Origin of the sequence: Paeniglutamicibacter selenitireducens, from assembly GCF_051550675.1 — a bacterium.
Classification (GTDB): Bacteria; Actinomycetota; Actinomycetes; order Actinomycetales; family Micrococcaceae; genus Paeniglutamicibacter.
In genome coordinates, this window is sequence record NZ_JBPULF010000001.1 from 500,280 (window position 1) to 524,100 (window position 23,821).

The following is a 23,821-nucleotide window of genomic DNA, read 5'->3' on the forward strand; positions in this document are numbered from 1 at the left end:
GGGGTTCGGGACGGCGCTTTCGTCGTTGGCGGCAGGGGCCGGGCGGGACCGTGTCAGCCGCGGACGGTGACGGGCCGCTTCAGCTCCGAAAGGTCGATGACCTCGTCGGCGAGCCGGGCGACCGCGGCGTCGTGGGTGACAAGCAGCACCGCGCAGCCGCGCAACGCGGCACGCAGGTCCGCGACCAGCTCGAGGGCCTCGTCGGCCCCCAGGTGGGCGGTGGGCTCGTCGAGCAGCAGCACCCGGGAACGGGCCACCAGGGCGCGGGCCACCGCGAGGCGCTGCCTCTGGCCGCCGGAAAGGTGGTGGCCGCCGGAACCGATGCGTTCCTCGAGCCCGCCGGGCAGGGCGCTGAACCACTCCCCCAGCCCGACCCGTTCCAACACGGCCAACAGCTCGCCGTCGGCCGGCTGGTCCGCCAGTTCGCGGCCCAGCCCCAGGTTGGAACGCACCGAGGAGTCGAAGAGGTGCGCCTCCTGCGGGCACCAGGACACTGCGGCAAGGTCGGCGGCCGTGGCCGGCGCCCACAGGCCGTCGGCGCCGCGGGCCTGGAGGCTGCCGGCCAGCAGTGGCAGCGCACCCAGGAACGTGGCAAGCATCGTGGACTTCCCGGATCCCGAGGGGCCCGTCAGTCCCACCCAGCGGCCAACGCCGAGTTCGACGTCGGCGTGCTCGAACACCGCGCCACGTTCGTCCCAGCCGGCGCTTGCGTCCCGCAGGCGCAGCCCGGTCAACGCCGCGGCCGTCACCGCGGCCGGGTTGGCCTCCGTGCGGGGTTTCGCGCCGGGTTCCACGGCCGCGGCATTCGCGGCGGGCGCTTCTTCGAGGTTGGCCCAGACTCGCTTGAGCACGTCGTCGAGCTGCGGCAGTTGCTGCACCGAGGTTGCGGTGTTGGCGATCGGTTCGCCCAACGCAAGGAGCAGCAGGCCGGCAATCGCTGCCGCCTCCCCACCGCCGGTTGTCACGGCGACCGCCAGGACCGCGGCGACCGCCGAGAGCAGCGCGGCCCCGCCCTGGGCCAGTCCCGCGCCGCGGGCCGACGCCCGCAGGATGGCCGTCGCCTTGGCGTCCTCCCGGGCGAACTCCGCAAGCGCCGTTCCGGTGGCGTTGTTCGCGCGCAGGTCCGCGGCCGCGCGCAGCAGCGTGGGAACCCTGAAGGCGAGCCAGATGCGGTGCTCGCTCACGGCAATGGTCGTGCGCTTCTCCACGGCAAGCACCGCGAGCGGCAGCACCAGGAAGGCGAGCAGGCCGAGCAGCAGGGCCAGCCACAGCGCCTGCGGGGCCCAGAAACCGATGCCTACGGCGATGACGGCCCAGGTCGCGATGCCGGCAACCGGCGGGACCAGCACGCGGGGAACCGCGTCGCGGACCTCGTCGACCTCGGCCACCAGGTGTCCCAGCGCCGCTCCCGAGCGGGTGAGCCTGCCCCACATCCTTGGCTGGGCCACCAGCGCGTCCCAGAGCCGTTCGCGCAGGTTTCCGGAGAAGCGCAGCACCGCGTCGTGGATCCTGAGCTGTTCGGCATAGTGCAGCACGGACCTGCCGATGCCGAAGGTCCGAACCCCGACGATCGCTACCATCAGGTGCAGCATGGGCGGGCGGTGGCTGGCGGTGACGATCAACCAGCCGGAAATCCCGGTCAGCCCCACGCCGAAGAGCGCGGCAAGCGTTGCCAGCAGCAGGCCCAGACCCATGCCGCCGCGGAACCACGGCAGCGAGCGCAGCAGCTTCCAGTGCGCCAGCGTCCGTTTCCCGGCCGGGGCTGCGGTTGACTGGGTTTCCGTTGCCCGGGCCGGGCCGACATCCGGCACGGGTGCGTTCAACGTCGGTTCGGCGTCCGGGGCGGCGCCCGTGCGGGGCGCTGCCTGTCCGCGCAGCGCGGCGGCGAGCACCCGGTCGTGGCTTGCCACCAGCAGCGCGCAACGTGCGGTCAGGCGCACCAGGGCAGCGCGGATGCGCGCCGCGGACACCTCGTCGAGGTGGGCGGTCGGCTCGTCGGCAAGCACCAGGTCGACATCCGGGTCCGCGGCAACGCGGGCCAGCACGCGCGCCACTGCCACGCGGCGCAGCTCCCCGGGGCTGCAGTCCACCAGCCGGCGATCGGCCAGGTGCCCGATGTTTGCGTCCCTGCACACGGCCTCAAGGCCCGCGGCGTCCAGCGCGTTGCCGGCGTGCAACATGACCTCTTCGCGGACCGTGTCCTCGGTGAAGCGGGGGTGCTGGGAGATCCAGGCGGTGCGTTCGGCCCGCACGGCGATCGTGCCAAGGACCTCGGCGCCGCCGGTCTCACCGAGCACCGCGTGCAGCAGCGTGCTCTTGCCGGTGCCGCTGGCGCCGTCCAGCACGTGGGCCTGCCCGGCCCGCAGCTCGAGGTCCACGTTGTCCAGCACCGGTTCGGTCCGGCCGGCGTGGCGCACCGTGAGGTTGCGGATCTCCAGCACGCTTCCGGGGGCGGGGCGCCGACGTGGCGGGGTCCGGGACCCGTCCCCGCCCGGCCCCGCGGTGCCGCCGTCGATGAATTGCCCACTGCGCTCCAGGGCCTCGACCCCGTCCTCGGAGGAATGGTAGGCGGCGCCGAGCTCGCGCAGCGGCAGGTAGGCCTCGGGGGCAAGGATCAGGGCCAGCAGGCCGGCCTCGAGCCCCATGTGCCCGTAGACCAGGCGGACGCCGATGAACACCGCGACGACGGCCACCGAAATCGTTGCGACAAGCTCAAGCGCCAGGCCGGAGAGGAACGCGGTGCGCAGCGTCTTCATGCTGCTCTCGCGGTACCCGTCGGACACCTTCGCCAGCGCGCGGCCCTTGCCCCCGGCCCGGCGCAGGCCGATCAGCGCCGGCAGCCCCTGGGCGAGTTCCAGCAGCTGGTTCGAAAGCCTGTCGAGGCCCGCGGCCGCCGCCTTGACCCGGTCCTGGGTGTGCAGCCCGATCAGGATCATGAAGACCGGCACCAGCGGCAGCGTCAGCACGATCACCAGTGCCGAGACCCAGTCGGCCACCAGCACGCGCACCACCACCATGAGCGGGATGACGGTGGCCGCGACAAGCGCCGGCAGGTATTTCGTGTAGTAGTTGTCCAGCCCGTCCAGGCCGCGGCTGGCCAGGGCGGCCAGCGCCCCGTGCTCGGGGGCGGACCCCACGCCGGTTCCGGAGAGCCCGGCGGCCATCAGGCGTCCGCGCAGCTTCTCCTTGGCCCCCAGCCCGGCCCGGCGGGCGGCGAACTGGGCGCCCCACACCGCCCCGGCGCGCAGCAGCGCGCCGGCCAGGCCCGTGGCCAGCAGCCTTTCCACGTCTGCGCTTCCGGTGGCCGCCAGCTGGGCGATCGCGGTGGCCAGGGCGTCGGCGACAAGGATCAGCCCGACGCCCTTGAGCGCCGCCAGCCCGGCCAGCAGCGCCAGCACCACGCGTGATCCGGTTCCTGCGGGCAATCCTGGTTTCATGGGGTGGTGTGCAGCTTTCTGTGCGGCAGGCCGGGGGTCCGGCTAGACGATGGAGGTGACGACGTGCGCTTCGGGGATGTGCGACTCGGTGATGCGCTTGCGGAACACCCAGTAGGTCCAGCCCTGGTAGGCCAGCACCAGCGGCACGCCGAACGCCGCAACGATGCTCATGAGCCGCAGCGTGTACGGGGTCGAGGAGGCGTTGGACACCGTCAGGTTGTAGGCGGCGTCGATCGTCGACGGCAGCACGTTCGGGTACGCGGCCAGGAAGATGGTCGCAACGCCCATGACCAGGAAGAGCCCCAGCCCGATGAACGCGCGGCCCTCGCGGTGCTTGAGGGCGCAGACCCAGGCGAACACCAGCGCCACCACGGCCAGCGCCAGCGGCACCAGTGCTGTCGCGCTGCCGTTCAGCGCCACGACCGCCACGGCCCAGCCCGCCAGCGGCAGCAGGGCGACCGGCAGCCAGCGGCCCAACAGCTTGCGGGCGCGGACGCGGATCTCCCCGTCGGTCTTCAGGGTCAGGAAGGCCAGTGCATGGATCAGGCAGAAGGCCACCACGCCGACGCCGCCGAGCACCGCGTACATGTTGAACCAAGCGAAGGGGCCGCCGACGCGGTCGCCGTTCGCATCAAGCGGCAGGCCGGTGGTGCTCAAGGCCAGCATGGCGCCGATGCCGAAGGCGGCAACGAACGAGCCCAGGCAGATGGCCCAGTCCCAGAAGTTCCGTGCCGCAAGGGTGTGGGCCTTGCCGCGGTACTCGAAGGAGACGGCGCGGAAGATCAGCGCGATCAGCACCAGGACCAGCGGGATGTAGAGCGCGGAGAAGAGCGAGGCGTACCAGTAGGGGAAGGCCGCGAAGGTCGCCCCGCCTGCCGTCAGCAGCCACACCTCGTTGCCGTCCCAGACGGGCCCGACGGTGTTCAGCAGCACGCGCCGCTGGGTATCGCTCCGGGCGAAGGTCTTCATGAGCATGCCGACGCCCAGGTCGAAGCCCTCAAGGAACAGGTAGCCGATCCACAGCACGGCAATCAGGATGAACCACAGGGTGGGAAGGAAATCCACGTTTTTGTCCTCTCGTGAATCAGTGCGGTTAGTAGGCGAAGGAGAGCACGTCGGTGTCCTTGTGCCCGTCGTCGGGGTCGTGGTTCAGTTCCGGCATTGCCGCGCCGACGCCGCCGCGGACGAACCTCGTCAGCAGGACGACCTCGACGACCAGCAGCACCGCGTAGACCAGCGTGAGGGCAATGAGCGAGAAGAGCATCTCGCCGGCGCTGACCCCCGGGGAGACCGCCGCTGCGGTGAACATGAAGACCTGGTCGATCCCCTCGAAGCTCGGGTTCGGGGCCACGACGAAGGGCTGGCGGCCCATCTCCGTGAAGATCCAGCCCGCGGAGTTGGCGCCGAAGGGAGCCAGCATGCCGAAGAGCGCCAGGCGGGAAAGCCACTTGCTGCCCGGGACGGTTCCCTTTCGCGTGAGCCACAGGGCCACGCCCGCGGCGACGGCGGAGAGCCCGCCAAGGGTGATCATCAGGCGGAAGCCCCAGTAGGTCACCTCCATGACCGGCAGGTAGTTGATTTCGCTGCCGGCGCGGTCGCCGTACATCGGGTCGTCCGGAAGGTGGGTTCCGTACTTCTCCTGGTACTCGGGCAGAAGCGTGTTGACGCCCTTGATCTCCGTGGTGAAGTTGTCGTTGGCCAGGAAGGACAGCAGGCCCGGGAGCTCCCAGACGGCGACCATGTCATCGCAGGTCGTGGCTCCGGGCTGGCTGAGGTCGCCGATGGACAGGACGGAGAACCCCGTGCCGTCGTGGCATGCGGCCTCGGCCGCGGCCATCTTCATCGGCTGCTGTTCGAACATGAGCTGCGCCTGGGCATGGCCCGAGAACGCGACGCCCAGGAAGGAGACGAGGGCGACGGCGGAACCGATGCGCAGGGACTTGATCCAGACCTGGTAGTCGACCTTGTCGCGGTTCTTGCCCAGCTTCGCATCCTCGCCGATGACGACCTTTCCTGCCGCGTCCACGGTGTCAATTCCTGCCGAGCGGCGTTTGTAGAGGTGGTACCAGGAGATGCCGAGCAGGAACCCGCCGGCCACGGCGAAGGCGCCGAAGATGGTGTGCGGGAACGTCACAAGTGCCGTGTTGTTGGTGAAGACCGCCCACGCGTCGGTCATGGTTGCGCGCCCGTCCACGATCTCGGTCCCGACCGGGTGCTGCATCCAGGAGTTCGCAACGAGGATGAAGTATGCGGAGAGGATCGTCGCAAGAGAGGCGCACCAGATGGTCGCGAGGTGGATCCGCTTGGGCAGGCGGCCCCAACCGAAGATCCACAAGCCCAGGAACGTTGATTCAACGAAGAACGCCAGCAGGGCCTCCATGGCCAGCGGGGCACCGAAGACGTCGCCGACGAAGCGGCTGTATTCGCTCCAGGCCATGCCGAACTGGAATTCCTGCACGATGCCGGTGGCCACGCCCATGATGAAGTTGATGAGGAAGAGCTTTCCCCAGAACTTCGTCATGCGCAGGTACTCTTCCTTCCCCGTGCGGTGCCATGCCGTCTGCATGACGGCCACGACCAAGCCGAGGCCGATGGTCAGCGGCACCATCAGGAAGTGATAAACGGTGGTGATGCCAAATTGCCATCTGGCGATTTCAAGGGGATCCACGGCCAACCTCTCAACACATTTCCACTCGGACACTCCGAGCCTACACACTGGTTTCTACGTTGCGTAGAAGTTCTTTCTACTCACTGTAGAACATTTGGCCGCCACACTGTAAACTTGGTGTGGTGAGCGCCCTTTCGTGACGCTCACGGGCTCTTGCGCTTTTCGCTGGAACCCTGTTTCGAATGCGTTAGGAACTTAGATTGGCCACTCTTGGCGACCTTGAACGGGCAGTAATGGATCTCCTGTGGGATTCCGCCTCACCGCTCACGGCCAACGAACTTCGCGACCAGCTTGCCGCGCCCGGCGATGTAGAGGGCAAGGAACTTGCCGTCACCACCGTCCTGACGGTTCTGGCACGCCTGGAAAAGAAGGGGCTTGTGGCACGCGAACGCGACATCCGCCCCCACCGCTACACCTCGGTCACCAGCCGCGAGGACCACACCGTGGCGCTGATGAACGAGGCCCTCGGCACCGTCATGGACCGCGAGGCCGTACTGGCCCGCTTCATCGGCGGCATCTCCGCGGAGGAAGCACAGTCGTTGCGCATGCTGCTCGACACCCCGCACAGCGCCTAGCCCCGGTCCCGAACTCCGGGCGCCGTGCTGCTGACCTCGTACCTGCTGGCGGCCCTGGCCATCCTCTTGGCATGGCCGATACCCGTCGCGCTTTCGCGCGCCCGCTGGACGGCACGGTCCCCCTTCGCCGCCATGGTGGTGTGGCAGGCCATAGCCCTTGCCGGCGGCCTGTCCATGATCGGTGCCATGCTCTTTTGGGGCCTCAACCCCCTCGGCGACACCCTGATTTCCGCCTCGGTCGGAGGCATCCGGCTCCTCATGGGCGATCCCGACGCCAACTCCCCCGGCCCGGTGCACATCTTTGCCCTGAGCACCGCCGCGCTGTTGGGCTTCCACCTCGTGCTGACCCTCATTCGCGCCGCCTGGCGCATCACCCGCCAACGCGCCCGGCACAGGCACGTCCTGTCGCTGCTCTCGGAAAAGTCCCCGACTGATCCCGCAACGCTCGTCCTTGACCATGAAACACCTGTCGCATACTGCCTTCCGAGCTTTTCCGGTTCGGTCACGGTGCTTTCGCGGGGCTTGGTGCAGAAACTGAGCCCCGACGAACTCCGTGCAGTAATGGCCCACGAACGGGCCCACCTGGACCAACGCCACGACTTGCTGCTGCTCGCATTCACCTCCTGGAACGATGCGCTGCCATGGCTCCCTACCTCGAGGCTCTCCCTGGCCGCCGTCCACGAGCTCGTGGAAATGCTGGCCGACGACGCAGCCCTTCGCGAGGTCGAATCCCCCACGCTGCTCCGCGCCCTGCTGACGGTGGCCACCGGCGCCTTGGTCGACCACGGCGGCAAGCACTCCGCGATCCCGTCCGCCGGCACACCGGGCGGCCCGACCGAGGAGCTCTCCTCGCGACGCCTGCGACGCCTGCTGACACCCGAGCCACCTCTCAGCGGCGCCCTGCGCAACCTGATTATTGCCACGGCGATCTTCCTCTTTGCGCTGCCAACGACGTTGCTGATCGTTCCCGGCTTCTTCGAATAGGCCACGGCGCCGGCCGTTGCCAATCCCCGAAACACCGGCACCCAACCCCCTTAAGCAACAGTGGCGGGCCCCGAAGGGCCCGCCACTGTTGTCGATGGGTAATGCTAGGCGTCGATGCGGTCGCGTTCCAGCCGCTCGGCCCCGCCGATGATGAATTCCTTGCGCGGCGCGACATCCGAGCCCATCAACAGGTCGAATACCCGCTCGGCGCTCTCGGCCTGGGCCAGCCCGACGCGGCGCAAGGTGCGGTGGCGAGGATCCATGGTGGTTTCGGCCAGCTGGTCGGCATCCATTTCGCCCAGGCCCTTGTAGCGCTGGAGGGGTTCCTTGTACCGCTTGCCCTCTGCGGCCAGCGCATCAAGCACCTGGTGCATCTCGGCCTCGGAATAGGTGTAAATCATCTCGTTGGCCTTCGACCCGGCATTGATCACCTCGATGCGGTGCAGCGGGGGAACTGCCGCATACACCCGACCGTGCTCGATCATCGGCCGCATGTAGCGGAAGAAGAGCGTGAGCAGCAATGTGCGGATGTGGGCACCGTCGACGTCGGCATCCGTCATCAACACGACCTTGCCGTAGCGGGCCGCGGAAATGTCGAAGCTGCGGCCCGAACCGGCACCGATCACCTGGATCATGGCGGCGCACTCGGCGTTCGACAGCATGTCGGCGACGGAGGCCTTTTGCACGTTCAGGATCTTGCCGCGGATCGGCAGCAGCGCCTGGAAGTCCGAGGAACGGGCAAGTTTTGCGGTTCCCAGTGCGCTGTCGCCTTCGACGATGAACAGCTCGGATCGCTGCACGTCGGTGCTGCGGCAGTCCGCGAGCTTGGTGGGCAGCGAGGAGGTCTCCAGGGCGTTCTTGCGCCGCTGGGTTTCCTTGTGGACGCGCGCCGAGACACGCGACTTCATTTCGCTGACAACCTTTTCCAGCAGCATCGAGGCCTGGGTCTTGTCACCCCGTGCAGTCGAGTTCAGTTGCGCAGACAGTGATTTCTCGACCACCTTGGAAACGATCTGGCGCACGGCCGAGGTGCCCAGGATCTCCTTGGTCTGGCCCTCGAACTGCGGCTCGGCCAGACGCACCGTCAGCACCGCGGTCAGGCCGGCACCCACGTCGTCCTTCTCGATCTTGTCGTTACCGACCTTCAGTTTGCGGGAGTTGGCCTCGATGACCTTGCGGAAGGTCTTCAGCAGCGCCTGCTCGAAACCGTTCTGGTGCGTCCCGCCCTTGGGGGTCGAAATGATGTTCACGAACGAGCGTACCGTGGTCTCGTAGCCGATTCCCCAGCGCAGGGCCACGTCAACGTCGCAGACCCGCTCCACCTCGGTGATGCGGCTGTGGCCCGATTCGTCGATGACGGGAACCGATTCCTTGAAGGTGCCCGAACCGTGGAAACGCCAGATGTCGGTGACGGCTGCGTCGTTGGCCAGGTAGTCGACGAACTCGGAGATGCCTCCGTCGTGGTGGAAGACCTCCTCGAAAGTCCCCTCCTCGCCCGGTGTGCCAGGAACCCGTCGCTCGTCGCGCAGGGTGATCTTGAGGCCGGGGACCAGGAAGGAGGTCTGTCGGGCGCGCGCCTGCAACTCCGTGTAGGAGAACTTGGCATCCGGGGTGAAGATCTGGCGGTCGGCCCAGTAGCGCACGCGGGTGCCGGTGACTCCGCGCTTGGCCTTCCCCACGACATCCAGCACCGATGCGTCGGAGAACGGCTCGAATGCCGCATCCGGCTTTGGCTTGCCCGAGTCCTTGAAACGTCCGGGCTCGCCGCGGCGGAACTGCATACCGTAGGTCTTGCCGCCACGGTCGACCTGAACTTCCAGGCGCGCCGAGAGTGCATTGACCACCGAGGCGCCAACACCGTGCAGGCCGCCGGAGGCGGTGTATGAACCGCCGCCGAACTTGCCGCCGGCGTGCAGCTTGGTGAAGACGACCTCGACGCCCGAGAGGCCGGTTTTCGGTTCGATGTCCACGGGGATGCCGCGCCCGTCGTCGTGGATCTCCACGGACCCATCCGGGTGCAGGATGACGTTGATGGACTGGCCGTGGCCAGCCAGGGCCTCGTCGACGGAGTTGTCGATGATTTCCCAGAGGCAGTGCATCAGGCCGCGCGAATCGGTGGAACCGATGTACATGCCCGGGCGCTTGCGTACGGCCTCCAGGCCTTCAAGGACAGATAGGTGTCGGGCGTTGTAGTCACTGCTGATGGCCACGGTTTTAGAACTCCTCAAAAACGTCGGAACGACGCTATCCACAATAGTGCCCCGCCCCGCCAATTCGCTGATCGCGCTACTTCATTGAGCCGCAGCTCACCCCGGTACTGCTACGCGGTGAGCGAAAGCCCGGGGAATCGAGAAGAAAACCGGGGATTTACTGGTTGTATTGGTATGACAACGAATGAAGGAGGTCATCATGACAACGACAACGGTAACCCGGGAGCTGAACGCACTCGATCGTTGCGACCGCTGCGGGGCACAGGCCTTTGTACGTGCGGTGCTGGAGACCTCCGGCGGCGAGCTCTACTTCTGCGGACACCACGCTCGCGCAGTTGAGGCGAAGCTCCGCCCCTTGACCATTGAATGGCAAGACGAAACGGCGCGCCTCTACGAGAAGCCCGTATACGACGACGAGGACTAGTCCGCGTTTTCCCGGTTGGCACGAGGTGCCGGCGCGGGTAGACAGCGAGTGACTTGTGGATGGGCCCGGCGGTGAACCGCCGGGCCCATCCGTGCGTTGAAAGGCAAGTTGCGTGATGGGCCTGCTGCCCTCGTTAACGACGGAGCGCCGGTGGTTGCCGGGTGAGTACCCAACAACCGCCGGCGCTCCGGGGTGGATCTTTAGTCCAGGTAGTCGCGCAGGACCTGCGAACGCGAGGGGTGGCGCAGCTTGGACATCGTCTTGGACTCGATCTGGCGGATGCGCTCACGCGTCACGCCGTAGACCTTGCCGATTTCGTCCAAGGTCTTCGGCTGACCGTCGGTCAGGCCGAAGCGCATTGCGACAACACCGGCTTCACGCTCGGAGAGCGTGTCGAGCACCGAGTGAAGTTGTTCCTGCAGCAGGGTGAAGGAAACTGCGTCGGCCGGGACAACCGCTTCGGAGTCTTCGATCAGGTCGCCGAATTCCGAGTCGCCGTCCTCACCCAGCGGGGTGTGGAGCGAGATCGGTTCGCGGCCGTACTTCTGGACCTCGACGACTTTTTCCGGGGTCATGTCCAGTTCCTTGGCCAGTTCCTCGGGGGTTGGTTCGCGACCGAGGTCCTGGAGCATCTGGCGCTGCACGCGTGCAAGCTTGTTGATGACCTCGACCATGTGGACGGGGATGCGGATGGTGCGTGCCTGGTCTGCCATGGCGCGGGTGATGGCCTGGCGGATCCACCAGGTGGCGTACGTGGAGAACTTGAAGCCCTTGGTGTAGTCGAACTTCTCGACGGCACGGATCAGGCCCAGGTTGCCTTCCTGGATCAGGTCCAGGAAGAGCATGCCGCGGCCGGTGTAGCGCTTGGCCAGCGAGACCACGAGGCGCAGGTTGGCCTCGAGCAGGTGGTTCTTGGCGATCTTGCCGTCGTGGATGATCTGCTCGTAGTCCCAGCGCAGGCGCTTGTCCATCGAGCCGTCGTCGGCAAGCAGCTTTTCCTGTGCGAACAGGCCCGCCTCGATGCGCAGGGCCAGGTCGACTTCCTGCTCGGCGTTCAGCAGGGCCACCTTGCCGATCTGCTTCAGGTAGTCCTTGACCGGGTCGGCGGTGGCGCCGGCGACCATGACCTGCTGCTGCGGGGCATCGTCCTCGTCGGCAGAGAGCACGAAGCCCTTGGAGTTTTCCTCTGCCTTGGGTTCGGCCGAGTCATCGGCATCGTCGACATCGACCTCGACGTCTTCGGAGTCGGTGTCTTCGTCGTTCTTTGCCGCCTTGGCACGGGACTTCGCCGGAGCCCGCTTCACGGCTGCCTTCTTAGCGGGTGCAGCAGACTTGCCGGCTGCTGCTGTCGGCTCTTCGGCTTCGGCAGCCTGGCCATTGGTGGTCGTCTCAGAAGATGACACGAAATACCTTTCTCACGGTTCGTCCGCGATGCCACCTACCGGTAACACCACTATGACCCTGTCAAGTCCGCGTCCCGCCGAATTCGGCGAGCCGGGAGTGAGGGCCTACGAAATAGAACGCCCTACTCCCGCCATTTGTTCCCACCGGAGAACCGGCGGAAACTGCTGAAGAGCAATGGATCACGGACCCAACCGGGTCTGCTGGTTAATAGTCTCTCACGATTCGGCTTGCCGGGGATTCACCGTGCCGGATTTTTGCCGGGAGATGTTCCCGACAGTCGACCAAGCCGGCTACGCACTGAGCCGCCCGTCGAGCTTCCGGTGCCAGGCCCTGTCCGGGTCCGCTACCCACGACGGCATCTCCCCGGCCTCGAGCAACCGCAGGAGCAGCTGCGCCAGGCGGTATCCCGGATCCGTCCGCAGCGCCGCCTTGAGCAGGTTCAGGGCCGAGCTTCCCCGGCCCTTGGCCCATTCGATCCACGCGAGCAGGCACAGGAGTGCCGTTTGGTCCCGCCCGGAGGCCGCGCCCAGCAGGTCGCGGCAGATGTACCAGAGTCGGTCCATCCTGTCCCAGTCCGGTTGCACACCTCCGGTGCCGAGCAGGAAATCGGAAAAATCCTGGGATGCGCCGCTGAAGTCGACGGCACCTGTGACCTCGCGAAAGGCCAGCATCGCGTGTTCTTTCCCCCTGCCGGCGAGGTACGGAAGCAGGTCCCGGACGGTCTTGTCGTGCAGCGAAGCCAGCAGCGACCCGGCCACGGATTCCGTCCCGCGCATCTTCCGCTCGGCCGCGGCCGGGGCCGTGTCCAGGAGCGCCGCCCAGCCCGCAATGAGCCGCTCCCGTGGGCCGGATCCCGAAGATCCCTCAAGCACCTCCCTCACCTGCGCGCGGACGGCTTCCTTGTTCGGCCATTCGGCGACTCCGCTTCCATCCCAGAGGTTTTTCTCCGGCGCGGATCCCGCCACCACCATGCGCAGGTGGGTCTCGGTCAGGGCGAGGTCCGGAAGCGCAAATCCCTCTGCGGGACAGCATTCCTCGCTGCCGCAGAAGTAGCTGTGCCAGCGCTCGGGACCAACATGCCAGCCGTCGCGCACCAGGATGCCGCCACGCATCAAGGCACTAGTGAGCCCCTGGAGCAATGGCTGGCGCGGCGGCCAATCCTCGGCACCCTCCGGCGATTGCCCGGTGTAGAACGCGATGAACACCGCATCCGCCTGCGGCACCTTGCCCACCAGGTTCACCAGCTGGCGTACCCAGATGCGGTCGTCGGCCTGTTCGTGGTGCCCTGCAGGAAGGTCCACACGCAGCGTCGCCGCAAGTCCCGCCTTTTGCATGATCAACAGGACCGCGGAATTGCGCGGGTGGAATCCGAGCGCGTGGGGAATGTAGGCGAGCACCTCGTCGGGGCCGGCCAGCGAGAAGTTCGATGCCGATGCTGAAGTAGTCATGCACCACAGGGTGCCCCGCCCGCACCGGGCAGGGACGGACCGAACGCCCGCATGTGGAGCACCGGCCGGTCCCAGGCCGCGGCCCGCTGCCTGTGTGGGGCAGTGCGGATCGACAGTCCCGGGCACCGGCACAGCGGGTGACGGCGGGTCGCCGTTCCGCGCGGCTACCCGCGCAGGGCGAGGTTGCGGCGGGCCTTTCCGCGGGTGACAAGCATGCCGACGACGCCGATGGCGATCACCAGGAATTGGAAAGACATGGCCCAGCGGAAGGAATCAAGGGTGTAGAGCTCGGCACCGGCTCCCCCGGCCTTCTGCTGGAAATCCAGCAGCCAGCCGATGACGAACACTGTCACAAGTGCGGCAAGAAACCCGCCGACGTTGACGATGCCCGTTGCGGTGCCGATGACGTGCTGCGGGTTGAAGGTCCTGGCGAAGTCGAACCCGATCATGGAGGCCGGGCCGCCGATGGCCACGAAGACGATCAGGACGACGAGCATCCACAGCGGGGCGGTGCCCGGCCAGAGGAGCACCGCGAGCCAGCTCAAGGCGATGCCGCCGATCACGCCGAAGGCGATGTTCGAGCGGCGGGCCGGGTAGCGGGCGACGGCCGCACCGAGGATCGGGCCGAAGACCATCGCGACGAGCACGAAGATGGACAGCAGCCCCGAGGCCAGCTCCGGCGAGAGTCCCTGCCCCGAAACGAGGAAGGGGTAGCCCCACGTCAGCAGGAAGACGTTGGCCGAGAACTGCGTCGTGAAGTGCGTCCAGAAGCCCAAGCGCGTGCCCGGCTCCTTCCATGCGTGCGAGAGCAGGGCGCGGACCCGGGGCTGGACAGGCCGCGGGCCTGCGGCACGCGGACCGTCGCTGACCAGGAACACCGCAAGCAGCAACGCCAGGACGGACAGGGAGGCCAGCGACAGGAACGCCGGGGTCCAGCCCCACAGGTGCAACAGCGCAACGAAGGGAACCAGCGACAACAGCTGGCCCAGCTGGCCCACCATGCCGGTGACCTGGGTCAGCATCGGGATCCGGTAGCCGGAGAACCAGATGGGAAGCAGCCGGATCACCGAGACAAAGGTCATGGCGTCGCCGGCTCCCACAAAGAACCGCCCGACGAGTCCTGCCCCGACGGAGTCGGCCAGGGCCAGAAGCAGCTGGCCGACCACCATGAGCGCGGCGCCCCCGGTGATCATCGCACGGGGTCCCCAGCGGTCCACCAGCACGCCGACCGGGATCTGCAACCCCGCATAGACGACCAGCTGCACCACGGAGAACGTGGCGAGGATGGAGGCCGATGCGTCGAAGCGCTCGGTTGCCTCGAGGCCCGCGACCCCGAAGCTGGTGCGCTGGGTGACGGCGATCAGGTATGCCCCGACGCTCGCACCCCAGACCAGCCAGGCCCGCGCCGAGTCGTGGTGAACCGGCTTGCCCACTAGGATTCCGTGGCGGCCGGGCCGCCCTGGTCGTCCACCCCGGAGAGGAACGCCTCGACGGCCATCGCCAGTTCGTCCCCGTCGGGAACCTCCGCATCGACGCTCACCAGCAGCGAACGCCGCTCGGTTTCGGGGACATGCTGGTCGAAGCGCTCCTCGAAGCCTGCAACCATCTTCTGGACCTCGGGGCTGCCGGCTACCTGCTCGGCGATCTGGCCCTCGAGCCGACGGCCCTCTTCGCGCAGCCGGTCGGTGGGCAGGCCCAGGCCCATGGCGGCGCCGACATACTCCAACGCCCCGACGGCGACCTGCGGGTATTCGGCCTCGGCCAGGTAGTGCGGGGTGTGCATCGAGTAGCCGACGGCGTCGCGGGAAGCCTCGGTCAGCCGCACCTCGATGAGGTTGACAAGGCTGGCCGGGAGCTCTGCGGTGGGCGACCACGTGGAAATGCCCTCGATGATGTCCTTGCGGTTCCCGTGCGCGGTGACGCCCATCTGGCGGGTGTGCGGGACGGGCATCGGCACGGCGCCGAAGGAAACCGTCAACCGGACGTTCAGCGCCTCGACCAAAGCAACCACGGCCCGCGAAACCCGTTCCCAGGCGAGGTCCGGCTCGGGACCTGTGAGGAAGAGGAAGTCCTGCTCCAGCCCGTCGGTCAGCAGGTACAGCTCAAGGCGCGGCGGCTGGTAGGCGGCGAAGTGGTCGCCGAGGAAGGAGATCTGGGGCCGGCGCTCGCGGTAGTTGATCAGCTGGTCGGTGTCGAAGGAGGCGATCAACCGGGGGTTGAGCGACTCGAGCAGCTCGGTTCGCACCTGCGAGGCCACATGGCCGGCATCGGTGTGGCCACGCATGCCGATCAGCAGGTCGAGGCCTTGGAGTTCCGGGGCATCCAGGTCGACGTCTTCGAAGCGGACCAGGGATTGGTAGTCAAGCATTGCCGCTGCTCCTTTCAGGTTGCTGTCTTGTCGTTCTCCGCCGTCGCGGGCCCTGCGCCGGAAATGCGCACAGGCAAGTACCCGGACCCAACAGGAGGTGACATCGGGATTCGACCGGATCGGATCGGTTCCCGCTACAGAGGGGTCAACCAAGGGAGTGCGTGTTTTCTTCCCGTGACCACCTCCCAATTCTAGGCCGACTCGGGATCAAATGCGGTGTGTGCTCCGTCTCAGGGATACGATCGATAAAGCCCAATCGACACCGGGACCACCAAAGACCTTGGGGTCCGGGACCGATGACGAGCTCCCGAGGTACACGTACTTTCACTGCACCCACAGAATCTACCGAACAGGAATCGTTTCGTGATCAACTCAAGCGATCTCAAGCTGACCGCTGTTTCCACCGATATCAAGCGCATCGGCGCCGGCGCCCTGGTCCTTGGTGTCGTCAAGGGCACCGACGGCCCGACACTGGTCGCCTCCCCGTTCAGCCCGAAGGTGACGGAGTCGCTGGAGGCCTCCCTGAAGCTGCTCAAGGCCGGCGGAGCCGCCGACGAGCTGACCCTCCTGCCGGCCAACGCCGACACCAAGGCCGAGGTCATCGCCTTCATCGGCCTTGGCGACTTCGAGGAAGCAACGCTCACCGAAGAGGCATTGCGCCGTGCCGCAGGCTCGGCAGCCCGCCAGCTGGCCGGCACCCCCACCGTGCTCTTTGCCCTGCCCGCAGCAACCGTCGCCCAGGCCGGAGCCATCGCCGAGGGCATCGCCATGGGTGCCTACGATTTCTCCAGCCACCGCTCCACCCCTGCGAAGAAGCAGCCGTTGGGCGAAGCCGTCATCGCGACCGCCGCCTCGGCCGACAAGAAGCTGCCCGCCGCACTGAAGCGCGCCGCAGTGATCGGCCGTGCGGTGCGGGCAACCCGCGACCTGGTGAACACCGCCCCGAACGACCTGTACCCGGAATCCTTCGCACAGGTTGTCAAGGACGGCGCCAAGGGCCAGCCCCTGAAGGTCACCGTCATTGACGACAAGAAGCTTGAAAAGGACGGCTACGGCGGCCTGATGGGCGTGGGCCGCGGATCGGACCGCGGGCCGCGCCTGGTCAAGGTCGAGTACTCCCCCGCCAAGGCCGCCAAGCACCTTGCCCTCGTCGGCAAAGGCATCACGTTCGACACCGGCGGAATCTCCATCAAGCCGGCCGCCAGCATGCACATCATGAAGAGCGACATGGCAGGTGCCGCAACGATCCACCAGGCCATCGTTGCCATCGCCGAGCTGGGCCTTCCGGTCAAGGTCACCGCATGGCTGTGCCTGGCCGAGAACATGCCGGGCGGCGGCTCCACCCGCCCGGGCGACGTCATCACCATGTTCGGCGGCAAGACCGTCGAGGTGCTCAACACCGATGCCGAGGGCCGCCTGGTCATGGCCGACGGCCTGGTTGCCGCCAGCGCCGAGAAGCCCGATGCGATCATCGACGTCGCCACGCTCACCGGCGCACAGATGGTGGCCCTGGGCAACCGGACCGCCGGCATCATGGGCGACACCGAGCTGCGCAACGCCGTGGTTTCGGCGGCGGACCGCGCGGGTGAGGCCACCTGGGCCATGCCGATCCCCGAGGAGCTTCGCGCAAGCATCGACTCGCAGGTCGCCGACCTTGCGAACATCGGTGAGCGCATGGGCGGCATGATGACCGCCGCCGCCTTCCTCAACGAATTCGTCGGCGAGGTCGACGGCGCCAAGATCCCGTGGGCCCACATGGACATCGCCGGCCCGGCCTTCAACGAGGCCGCCGCCTACGGCTACACCCACAAGAACGCCACCGGTTCCTCGGTGCGCACCCTGGTGACCCTGGCCGAAGAAATGGCCGCCGCCAACTAGTCCCGCCCTCCCCCGAGGCTAGACCCGCACAATGCCGGGGTTTTTCCGGTACTTTTCCGTTTTTACCCCGGCATTGTGTAACCCGTCACACTTGGCGGCAATGTGCATCACGGCAGGTGGCCGAGTCCCTTTCATGGGGCTAAGGTAATTCTGATAGATCACTTGCATTACAGTTTCGTCGCGCCGGTATCACGGGCGCGAGGAACCAACCCCCACACACCACGGCCGACCACCCCGTTGGCCACAACTCATAACGAGGGAGCGTTCACGTGGCCGAATCGGCAGCAACGCAAGAATTCGACATCCTCATTCTCGGCGGCGGTTCCGCCGGCTACTCGGCAGCATTGCGCGCCGTCCAGCTGGGTTTCACCGTTGGCTTGATTGAGAAGGCCAAGCTCGGTGGCACCTGCCTGCACACCGGTTGCATCCCGACCAAGGCGTACCTGCACTCGGCCGAACTGGCCGAGAATGCTCGCGAAGGTGCCAAGTACGGCATCAACACCACGCTTGAGTCCATCGACCTCGGCGCCGTGCGCAGCTACAAGGACGGCATCGTCGCCGGCAAGCACAAGGGCCTGTCGGGTCTGCTGAAGATGAAGAAGGTCACCGTTATCGAAGGCAACGGCCGACTGGTGTCCCAGGACACCATCGACGTTGACGGTGTTGCGTACAAGGGCAAGAACATCATCCTCGCCACCGGTTCCGAGTCGAAGACCTTCGGCCTGGAAATCGGCGGACGCATCCTCACCAGCACCGAAGCCCTGAACATGGAGACCCTCCCGAAGAGCGCCATCGTGCTCGGCGGCGGCGTCATCGGCGTTGAGTTCGCCTCCGTGTGGAAGTCCTTCGGCGTCGACGTGACCATCGTTGAAGGCCTGCCTTCCCTGGTCCCGAACGAGGATCCCTCGATCATCAAGAACCTGGAGCGCGCGTTCAAGAAGCGCGGCATCAAGTTCAACACCGGCGTCTTCTTCGAAAAGGTCGAGCAGGACGCCAACGGCGTCAAGGTCTCCCTGGCAGACGGCAAGGTCCTCGAAGCCGAGATCGTCCTGGTCGCTGTCGGCCGCGGCCCGGTCACCGCAGGCCTTGGCTATGAAGAGCAGGGCATCCCGATGGACCGCGGCTTCGTGCTCATCAACGAGCGCTGCCACACCGGCGTCGGCAACATCTACGCCATCGGCGACATCGTTCCGGGCGTACAGCTCGCGCACCGCGGCTACCAGCACGGTATCTTCGTCGCCGAGGAAATCGCCGGCCTGAACCCGGTCGTGGTCGAGGACATCAACATCCCGAAGGTCACCTTCTGCGAGCCGGAAATCGCCTCGGTCGGATACTCCGAGCCCGCAGCCAAGGCCAAGTTCGGCGACGACCAGATCGAAACCACCGAATACAACCTGGCCGGCAACGGCAAGTCCTCGATCCTGGGCACCTCCGGCTTGATCAAGATGGTCCGCGTCAAGAACGGCCCGATCGTCGGCGTCCACGGCATCGGCGGCCGCATCGGCGAACAGATCGGTGAAGCACAGCTCATCGTGAACTGGGAAGCCTACCCGGAGGATGTCGCCCAGCTCATCCACGCCCACCCGACGCAGAACGAGTCGCTCGGCGAGGCCGCCATGGCCTTGGCCGGCAAGCCGCTGCACGGTTAGTCACAAATGGTTCACCGGGTACGCGGCCGAAAGGTACGCGTACCCGGTGCACTAGACTCGGAGGCAACGCCTCCCACGAGATGTGCGGGAAAACCGCGGATCTCTCGCACACAAGATTTAGTTTTTAGGAGAACGGGAACAAGATGTCTGAAACCGTGAACTTGCCCGCTTTGGGTGAAAGTGTCACCGAAGGCACCGTTACGCGCTGGCTCAAGCAGGTCGGCGACCGCGTTGAAATCGACGAGCCGCTGCTCGAAGTCTCGACCGACAAGGTCGACACCGAGATCCCTTCGCCGGTCGCCGGCGTCATCGAGGAGATCCTCGTCGCGGAAGACGAAACCGCAGAAGTCGGAGCCGCGCTGGTTCGTATCGGCGACGGCTCGGGTTCCGCAGCCGCACCGGCCGCCGATGCACCTGCAGCCGCTGAGGCACCGGCCCCGGCTGCCGCACCGGCACCTGTCGCAGAAGCCGCACCGGCTGCCCCGGCCGCGCCTGCCGCGCCTGCCGCGCCTGCCGCGCCTGCCGCAGGCGTCGAGATCACCCTTCCGGCCCTGGGCGAATCCGTCACCGAAGGCACCGTCACCCGCTGGCTGAAGGCCGTGGGCGACGACGTCGCCGTCGACGAGCCCCTGCTCGAGGTTTCCACCGACAAGGTCGATACCGAGGTTCCTTCCCCGGTTGCCGGCACCCTGCTGGAAATCCGCGTTGCCGAAGACGAGACGGCCGAGGTCGGCTCGATCCTGGCCATCATCGGCGCTGCCGGCGCAGCAGCCCCGGCAGCCCCCGTTGAAGCACCGGCCCCGGTTGCAGCACCGGCTCCGGCAGCTGCACCCGCCCCGGCAGCAGCCCCGGCCCCTGTCGCGGCGCCCGCACCGGCAGCCGCCCCGGCTCCCGCTGCAGCACCGGCCGCGCCCGCCGCCGCTGCCGCAGGCAACGACGGCTACGTCACCCCGCTGGTTCGCCGCTTGGCGAACCAGAACGGTGTAGACCTTGCCACCGTGACCGGCACCGGCGTTGGCGGCCGCATCCGCAAGCAGGATGTCATCGACGCAGCAGCAGCCAAGACCGTTGCCGCTCCGGCTGCAGCAGCACCGGCAGCAGCAGCACCGGCCACACCGGCAGCACCCGTCGTGGCCTCGTCGCTGCGCGGCACCGTTGCCAAGGCCCCGCGCATCCGCCAGGTCATCGCCCGCCGCATGCGCGAGTCCCTGGACATCTCGACCCAGCTGACCCAGGTGCACGAGGTCGACATGACCCGCATCTTCAAGCTGCGCAACTCGGCCAAGGACGCCTTCGCGGCAACCAACGGCACCAAACTCACCTTCCTGCCGTTCATCGCCAAGGCCGTTGCCGAAGCGCTGAAGCAGCACCCGAAGCTGAACGCCGAGTACAACGAAGAGACCCAGGAAATCACCTACCACAACGCCGAACACCTGGCGATTGCGGTGGACACGGACAAGGGCCTGCTGGTTCCGGTCATTTCCAACGCCGGCGACCTGAACCTTGCCGGCCTGGCCGGCAAGATCGCCGATGTAGCAAACCGCACCCGCACCAACAAGATCGGTCCGGACGAGCTCTCGGGCGGCACCTTCTCGATCACCAACATCGGTTCGGTCGGCGCGCTGTTCGACACCCCGATCATCAACCAGCCCCAGGTAGCCATCCTGGGCACCGGTGCGATCGTCAAGCGCGCAGTGGTTGTCGCAAACGCCGACGGCGACGACACCATCGCCATCCGCCACATGATGTACCTGTCGCTGACCTACGATCACCGTCTGGTCGACGGCGCCGATGCAGGACGCTTCCTGCAGACGCTGAAGGCACGCCTCGAAGAGGGCGCCTTCGCGGCCGACCTCGGCCTCTAAGGTCTAGCGCTTCAAGACTCAGGGCGGTACTCCACCACGGAGTGCCGCCCTGAGTCGTACCTGCATGTCATCAGACACTTTCACGGCCTCCAAGTTCTACGCGGCGTCGAATTTCCACTAGGCTATGGTCATGACCTTTTTGCATGCATTCCTCGTATTCCTGCACATTCTGGGTGCAGCGGCGATCTTCGGCGGCTGGCTTGCCAACTTCAAGACCCCGACCGTCAACGTATGGCAGTGGTACGGAGCCATTTCCCAGCTCGTGACCGGCCTGCTGCTCGTCGGGTTGGCTGAGATGCAGGATGTCGAACTGAACCACTTCAAGATTGCCGTCAAGCTCCTGCTTGCACTCGGCGTGTTCGTTGCGGCCCTGCTGGGCCGCAAGAAGATCAAGAACGGCCAGGAAGTCCCGACCGGGCTTGCCCATGGGACCGGCGGCACTGCATTGATCGCGATCGCCGTCGCCGTGCTCTGGGTCTAATCCACGGAGCGGACTGATGAACTGTTGCGGTGTGCACCCTCGGGCGCACACCGCAATTCCGTTTAACGGGGAAAACCGAGGCACCCTGTACTTCAGGGGATCCGGTGTCCCGCGAATGCCGGTGGCGGGATTACGACCCTTTCAGTTGCCCCCTCGCCGCCATAGGATGGCACCGGAGCGCAAGCTTCGATTCCACTGCAGACCCAAGGAGTTGTCACCATGGCAGTAACACGCAGCGCACACACCGTCTGGACCGGGGACCTTGTCTCGGGCGCCGGGGAAACCACCTTCGACACCTCGGGCATCGGCACTTTCCCCGTGACCTGGCGGGCACGCGCCGAAGCGGCCGAGGGCAAAACCAGCCCCGAGGAACTCATCGCCGCAGCACACGCGTCCTGTTACAGCATGGCACTCAGCGGGATGTTGAAAGACTCGGGCCACATTGCAGAAAGGCTCGTGACAACCGCAGAGGTTGATTTCGACACCAGCAGCGGGGCCCGGATCAGCGAGATCAGGTTGACCCTGGTGGCAGAGGTTCCCGGCCTCGACGACGAGCAGTTCCAGAAACTGGCCCACGCCGCCAAGGAGGGATGCCCGGTGTCTGCCGCCCTGGCCTCGGTACCGTCAATCACGCTGGAAGCCCGTTTGGCCTGAGCAACGGCAGGCGCCATGGGAATCCGACGCCACCGGCGTGCAAACCATCGGCGCCCGCCTTGCACTTCAACTCACTGCCCCCTGCTTGAAGCGGCGTTCACGTCCCAAATTTTCCACTTTCCCTTGTCGCGCCGCAGCTCCATCCGCATCGGTTGCAGTTCCGGGTCCCGCGCGCTGACAACCACCTTTCCGGACGTGTCCACGTACCTGTATCCGCCTTGCCGGCTGGTCGCCTCCACGAATGCGCTCTCGTTCTGGCCGACTGCCACGACCGAGGCACCTTCCATCGACGTCTGCAGGGACTCGAGCCTCAAGCCGTTGCGCTTCATGAGACTGAGGATTTCGTTGTCCCGCTGCATGGATGGCGAGCCCGGTGCGTGGATGGCGCTGAGCGCCGTCGCGTCGCCCTTCGAGAGCATGCGGTCCCTCTGCAGGGACAGGTCAGCCACCGCAAGAAGTATGTCATCACGTTCGTTGCCGAAGACCGACGGTTTCCCGACGGAGGACTGCGTCCCGGAATCCTCCGTCACGACAACGGGTGTCTTGGCCGCGCCCGCATCCGTGGCTGAAACCGGGCTGTCCAGCGATTGGGCGAGCACGGTACCCGCTGCGACCACCGCTATGCCAAGAAGCCCCGCGAGGAGCATTCTTCGATGTCCCGGCGCCGGCGAGCCGGTCCGAAACTCCTGCTCGAGATGCCCTGTCCGGGCTGCCCGTCGCACGGGACCACTCCGTGTTCGTGGGCTTCGCACCGGCAGGAATCTCAAACGAGGTTGACGCTTCGGTCGTTTGCCATCATGTCGTCGTGGTCCCTGTTTGCGGTTCCTCGTCTCGTTGCCAGCGGCCTTCCGTTTCCTGCGTGGGATTCGGCTGTTTCCGTGCGCCGCCTGCCGGGTAGTGACCATGTGCCTGAGTGCCTCCGGATCCACAGCCGACCCGAATTCGACGGCCGTGGGATTTCCCCCGAAAAATATCCGCTGCGCGAACTGCGCCGCACTTGGGCGCCGCAACGGGTCAACGGACAGCCCGGATTCAAGGAGATTCGCCAGCGTGTCGTTCACGTCGGGAACCATTGCCCCGATCGGTATCCGGTTGGATTCCATTGCCGGTGCTCGTCCAGTCAGGAGGTACCACGCACACGCAGCCAACGCGTAGATATCCCGGGCCGGCTCAAGTTGACCGGGTTCGGCACCCACCAGCATTTCCGGGGCGACGAAGCCGCTTGTTCCGTATTCCCCGGGCGTTCCGCCGCGTGCCTGGGCGGTTCCGAAGTCGCTCAACTTCGGTTTGCCCTCGGCAGTAAACAAGATGTTCGTCGGGCTGACGTCGCCGTGGGTCAGGCCCTTCTCGTGCAGGAACTGGAGGACTTCAGCGATCGGTGCAATCACCGTCAGGACTTCGCCCACCCTCAAGGGACCACGAGAAGCGACAACGGAAGCGGCGCTTCCGGCAGGGCAATACTCCATCAAGATTCCCGGGCCCTCGGAAGTATCCACGATTCCGTGCTCAAGCACCAAAAACTCATGACGCACATTTGAGTCCCACGCACCAATCGGACGCAATGATTCGTCACATCCAACGATCTTTACGGCGAACTCTTCACCGGAATCACCATCCTGAATAGCCCATACTGTTCCGTTTCCGCCTGCACCCAGATAGCGATTGGTGTCATAACCGGCGATTTGCGGTAGTTGCCGCGGTGCATCACGCGTTTCCATGCAATAGTTCTACGCTTCATAGAAGAATTTCGTTTTACTTATCCACAAGGGACATGCA

General features: G+C 66.3%; 17 protein-coding genes. 8 read left to right on the top strand and 9 right to left on the bottom strand.

Going from position 1 to position 23,821, the window contains the following annotated elements; all coding sequences use genetic code 11:
* Window positions 1-53 precede the first annotated feature (53 nt).
* From cydC to ACSYDW_RS02320, 3 genes are read right to left on the bottom strand one after another with little or no spacing between them, the layout of a single operon-like run.
* A complete protein-coding gene (gene cydC / locus ACSYDW_RS02310; protein ID WP_438337079.1) occupies window positions 54-3,437 on the bottom strand; it encodes a thiol reductant ABC exporter subunit CydC in 3,384 nt (1,127 codons plus the stop codon).
* A gap of 42 nt (window positions 3,438-3,479) precedes the next feature.
* Window positions 3,480-4,502 (bottom strand): cytochrome d ubiquinol oxidase subunit II, encoded by a 1,023-nt coding sequence (cydB, locus tag ACSYDW_RS02315; RefSeq protein ID WP_438337080.1) that lies wholly within the window; start codon window positions 4,500-4,502, stop codon window positions 3,480-3,482.
* A gap of 28 nt (window positions 4,503-4,530) precedes the next feature.
* Complete coding sequence (locus tag ACSYDW_RS02320) at window positions 4,531-6,105, bottom strand: cytochrome ubiquinol oxidase subunit I (RefSeq protein WP_438337081.1); 1,575 nt, start codon at window positions 6,103-6,105, stop codon at window positions 4,531-4,533.
* Window positions 6,106-6,305: 200 nt separating this feature from the next.
* On the opposite strand from ACSYDW_RS02320, the gene ACSYDW_RS02325 reads away from it, so the two are divergent.
* Window positions 6,306-6,680 (top strand): BlaI/MecI/CopY family transcriptional regulator, encoded by a 375-nt coding sequence (locus ACSYDW_RS02325; RefSeq protein ID WP_438337082.1) that lies wholly within the window; start codon window positions 6,306-6,308, stop codon window positions 6,678-6,680.
* 24 nt (window positions 6,681-6,704) lie between these two features.
* Window positions 6,705-7,664, top strand: a complete 960-nt coding sequence (locus ACSYDW_RS02330) for a M56 family metallopeptidase (protein WP_438337083.1) — start codon at window positions 6,705-6,707, stop codon at window positions 7,662-7,664.
* Between the two features lie 104 nt (window positions 7,665-7,768).
* Here ACSYDW_RS02330 and ACSYDW_RS02335 read toward each other — a convergent pair whose 3' ends face one another.
* A complete protein-coding gene (locus ACSYDW_RS02335; RefSeq protein WP_438337084.1) occupies window positions 7,769-9,874 on the bottom strand; it encodes a DNA gyrase/topoisomerase IV subunit B in 2,106 nt (701 codons plus the stop codon).
* A 199-nt stretch (window positions 9,875-10,073) separates the two neighbouring features.
* Between ACSYDW_RS02335 and ACSYDW_RS02340 the strand changes: the two genes are divergently transcribed.
* Window positions 10,074-10,298 (top strand): DUF7455 domain-containing protein, encoded by a 225-nt coding sequence (locus ACSYDW_RS02340; RefSeq protein WP_387525694.1) that lies wholly within the window; start codon window positions 10,074-10,076, stop codon window positions 10,296-10,298.
* Window positions 10,299-10,498: 200 nt separating this feature from the next.
* On the opposite strand, the gene ACSYDW_RS02345 is transcribed toward ACSYDW_RS02340, so the two are convergent.
* The 4 genes from ACSYDW_RS02345 to ACSYDW_RS02360 all read right to left on the bottom strand — a co-directional run bounded on the left by ACSYDW_RS02345 (window position 10,499) and on the right by ACSYDW_RS02360 (window position 15,518).
* Entirely contained in the window at window positions 10,499-11,701 is a 1,203-nt protein-coding gene (locus ACSYDW_RS02345) for an RNA polymerase sigma factor (protein ID WP_438337085.1), read from the bottom strand.
* A 291-nt stretch (window positions 11,702-11,992) separates the two neighbouring features.
* The gene (locus tag ACSYDW_RS02350; protein ID WP_438337086.1) at window positions 11,993-13,150 is read right to left on the bottom strand and encodes a DUF4192 domain-containing protein; all 1,158 of its coding nucleotides are present in this window, start codon (window positions 13,148-13,150) and stop codon (window positions 11,993-11,995) included.
* Between the two features lie 164 nt (window positions 13,151-13,314).
* Complete coding sequence (locus ACSYDW_RS02355) at window positions 13,315-14,583, bottom strand: MFS transporter (protein WP_438337087.1); 1,269 nt, start codon at window positions 14,581-14,583, stop codon at window positions 13,315-13,317.
* Window positions 14,583-15,518, bottom strand: coding sequence for a proteasome assembly chaperone family protein (locus tag ACSYDW_RS02360; RefSeq protein ID WP_438337088.1), 936 nt, complete (start codon window positions 15,516-15,518; stop codon window positions 14,583-14,585). The genes ACSYDW_RS02355 and ACSYDW_RS02360 overlap by 1 nt, the downstream gene beginning before the upstream one ends.
* 363 nt (window positions 15,519-15,881) lie before the next feature.
* Between ACSYDW_RS02360 and ACSYDW_RS02365 the strand changes: the two genes are divergently transcribed.
* The 5 genes from ACSYDW_RS02365 to ACSYDW_RS02385 all read left to right on the top strand — a co-directional run bounded on the left by ACSYDW_RS02365 (window position 15,882) and on the right by ACSYDW_RS02385 (window position 22,045).
* On the top strand, window positions 15,882-17,396 hold the full coding sequence (locus tag ACSYDW_RS02365) for a leucyl aminopeptidase (protein ID WP_438337089.1): 1,515 nt from the start codon (window positions 15,882-15,884) through the stop codon (window positions 17,394-17,396).
* Window positions 17,397-17,665: 269 nt separating this feature from the next.
* The gene (gene lpdA, locus ACSYDW_RS02370) at window positions 17,666-19,045 is read left to right on the top strand and encodes a dihydrolipoyl dehydrogenase (RefSeq protein ID WP_438337090.1); all 1,380 of its coding nucleotides are present in this window, start codon (window positions 17,666-17,668) and stop codon (window positions 19,043-19,045) included.
* Window positions 19,046-19,188: 143 nt separating this feature from the next.
* A complete protein-coding gene (gene sucB / locus ACSYDW_RS02375) occupies window positions 19,189-20,910 on the top strand; it encodes a 2-oxoglutarate dehydrogenase, E2 component, dihydrolipoamide succinyltransferase (RefSeq protein ID WP_438337091.1) in 1,722 nt (573 codons plus the stop codon).
* 130 nt (window positions 20,911-21,040) lie between these two features.
* Window positions 21,041-21,391, top strand: coding sequence for a hypothetical protein (locus tag ACSYDW_RS02380; RefSeq protein ID WP_438337092.1), 351 nt, complete (start codon window positions 21,041-21,043; stop codon window positions 21,389-21,391).
* Window positions 21,392-21,610: 219 nt separating this feature from the next.
* Window positions 21,611-22,045, top strand: a complete 435-nt coding sequence (locus ACSYDW_RS02385; protein ID WP_438337093.1) for an OsmC family peroxiredoxin — start codon at window positions 21,611-21,613, stop codon at window positions 22,043-22,045.
* A gap of 71 nt (window positions 22,046-22,116) precedes the next feature.
* Here the strand turns inward: ACSYDW_RS02385 and ACSYDW_RS02390 are convergent, their stop codons facing one another.
* Window positions 22,117-23,763, bottom strand: coding sequence for a serine/threonine protein kinase (locus ACSYDW_RS02390; protein ID WP_438337094.1), 1,647 nt, complete (start codon window positions 23,761-23,763; stop codon window positions 22,117-22,119).
* Window positions 23,764-23,821: the final 58 nt, after the last annotated feature.

What these genes read in the sequence shown, in the direction of transcription:
- cydC (WP_438337079.1), bottom strand. Translation starts at nt 3,437, where the DNA reads ATGAAACCAGGATTGCCCGCAGGAACCGGATCACGCGTGGTGCTGGCG.
- ACSYDW_RS02340 (WP_387525694.1), top strand. Translation starts at nt 10,074, where the DNA reads ATGACAACGACAACGGTAACCCGGGAGCTGAACGCACTCGATCGTTGC.
- ACSYDW_RS02350 (WP_438337086.1), bottom strand. Translation starts at nt 13,150, where the DNA reads ATGACTACTTCAGCATCGGCATCGAACTTCTCGCTGGCCGGCCCCGAC.
- ACSYDW_RS02360 (WP_438337088.1), bottom strand. Translation starts at nt 15,518, where the DNA reads ATGCTTGACTACCAATCCCTGGTCCGCTTCGAAGACGTCGACCTGGAT.
- sucB (WP_438337091.1), top strand. Translation starts at nt 19,189, where the DNA reads ATGTCTGAAACCGTGAACTTGCCCGCTTTGGGTGAAAGTGTCACCGAA.
- ACSYDW_RS02380 (WP_438337092.1), top strand. Translation starts at nt 21,041, where the DNA reads ATGACCTTTTTGCATGCATTCCTCGTATTCCTGCACATTCTGGGTGCA.
- ACSYDW_RS02385 (WP_438337093.1), top strand. Translation starts at nt 21,611, where the DNA reads ATGGCAGTAACACGCAGCGCACACACCGTCTGGACCGGGGACCTTGTC.
- ACSYDW_RS02390 (WP_438337094.1), bottom strand. Translation starts at nt 23,763, where the DNA reads ATGGAAACGCGTGATGCACCGCGGCAACTACCGCAAATCGCCGGTTAT.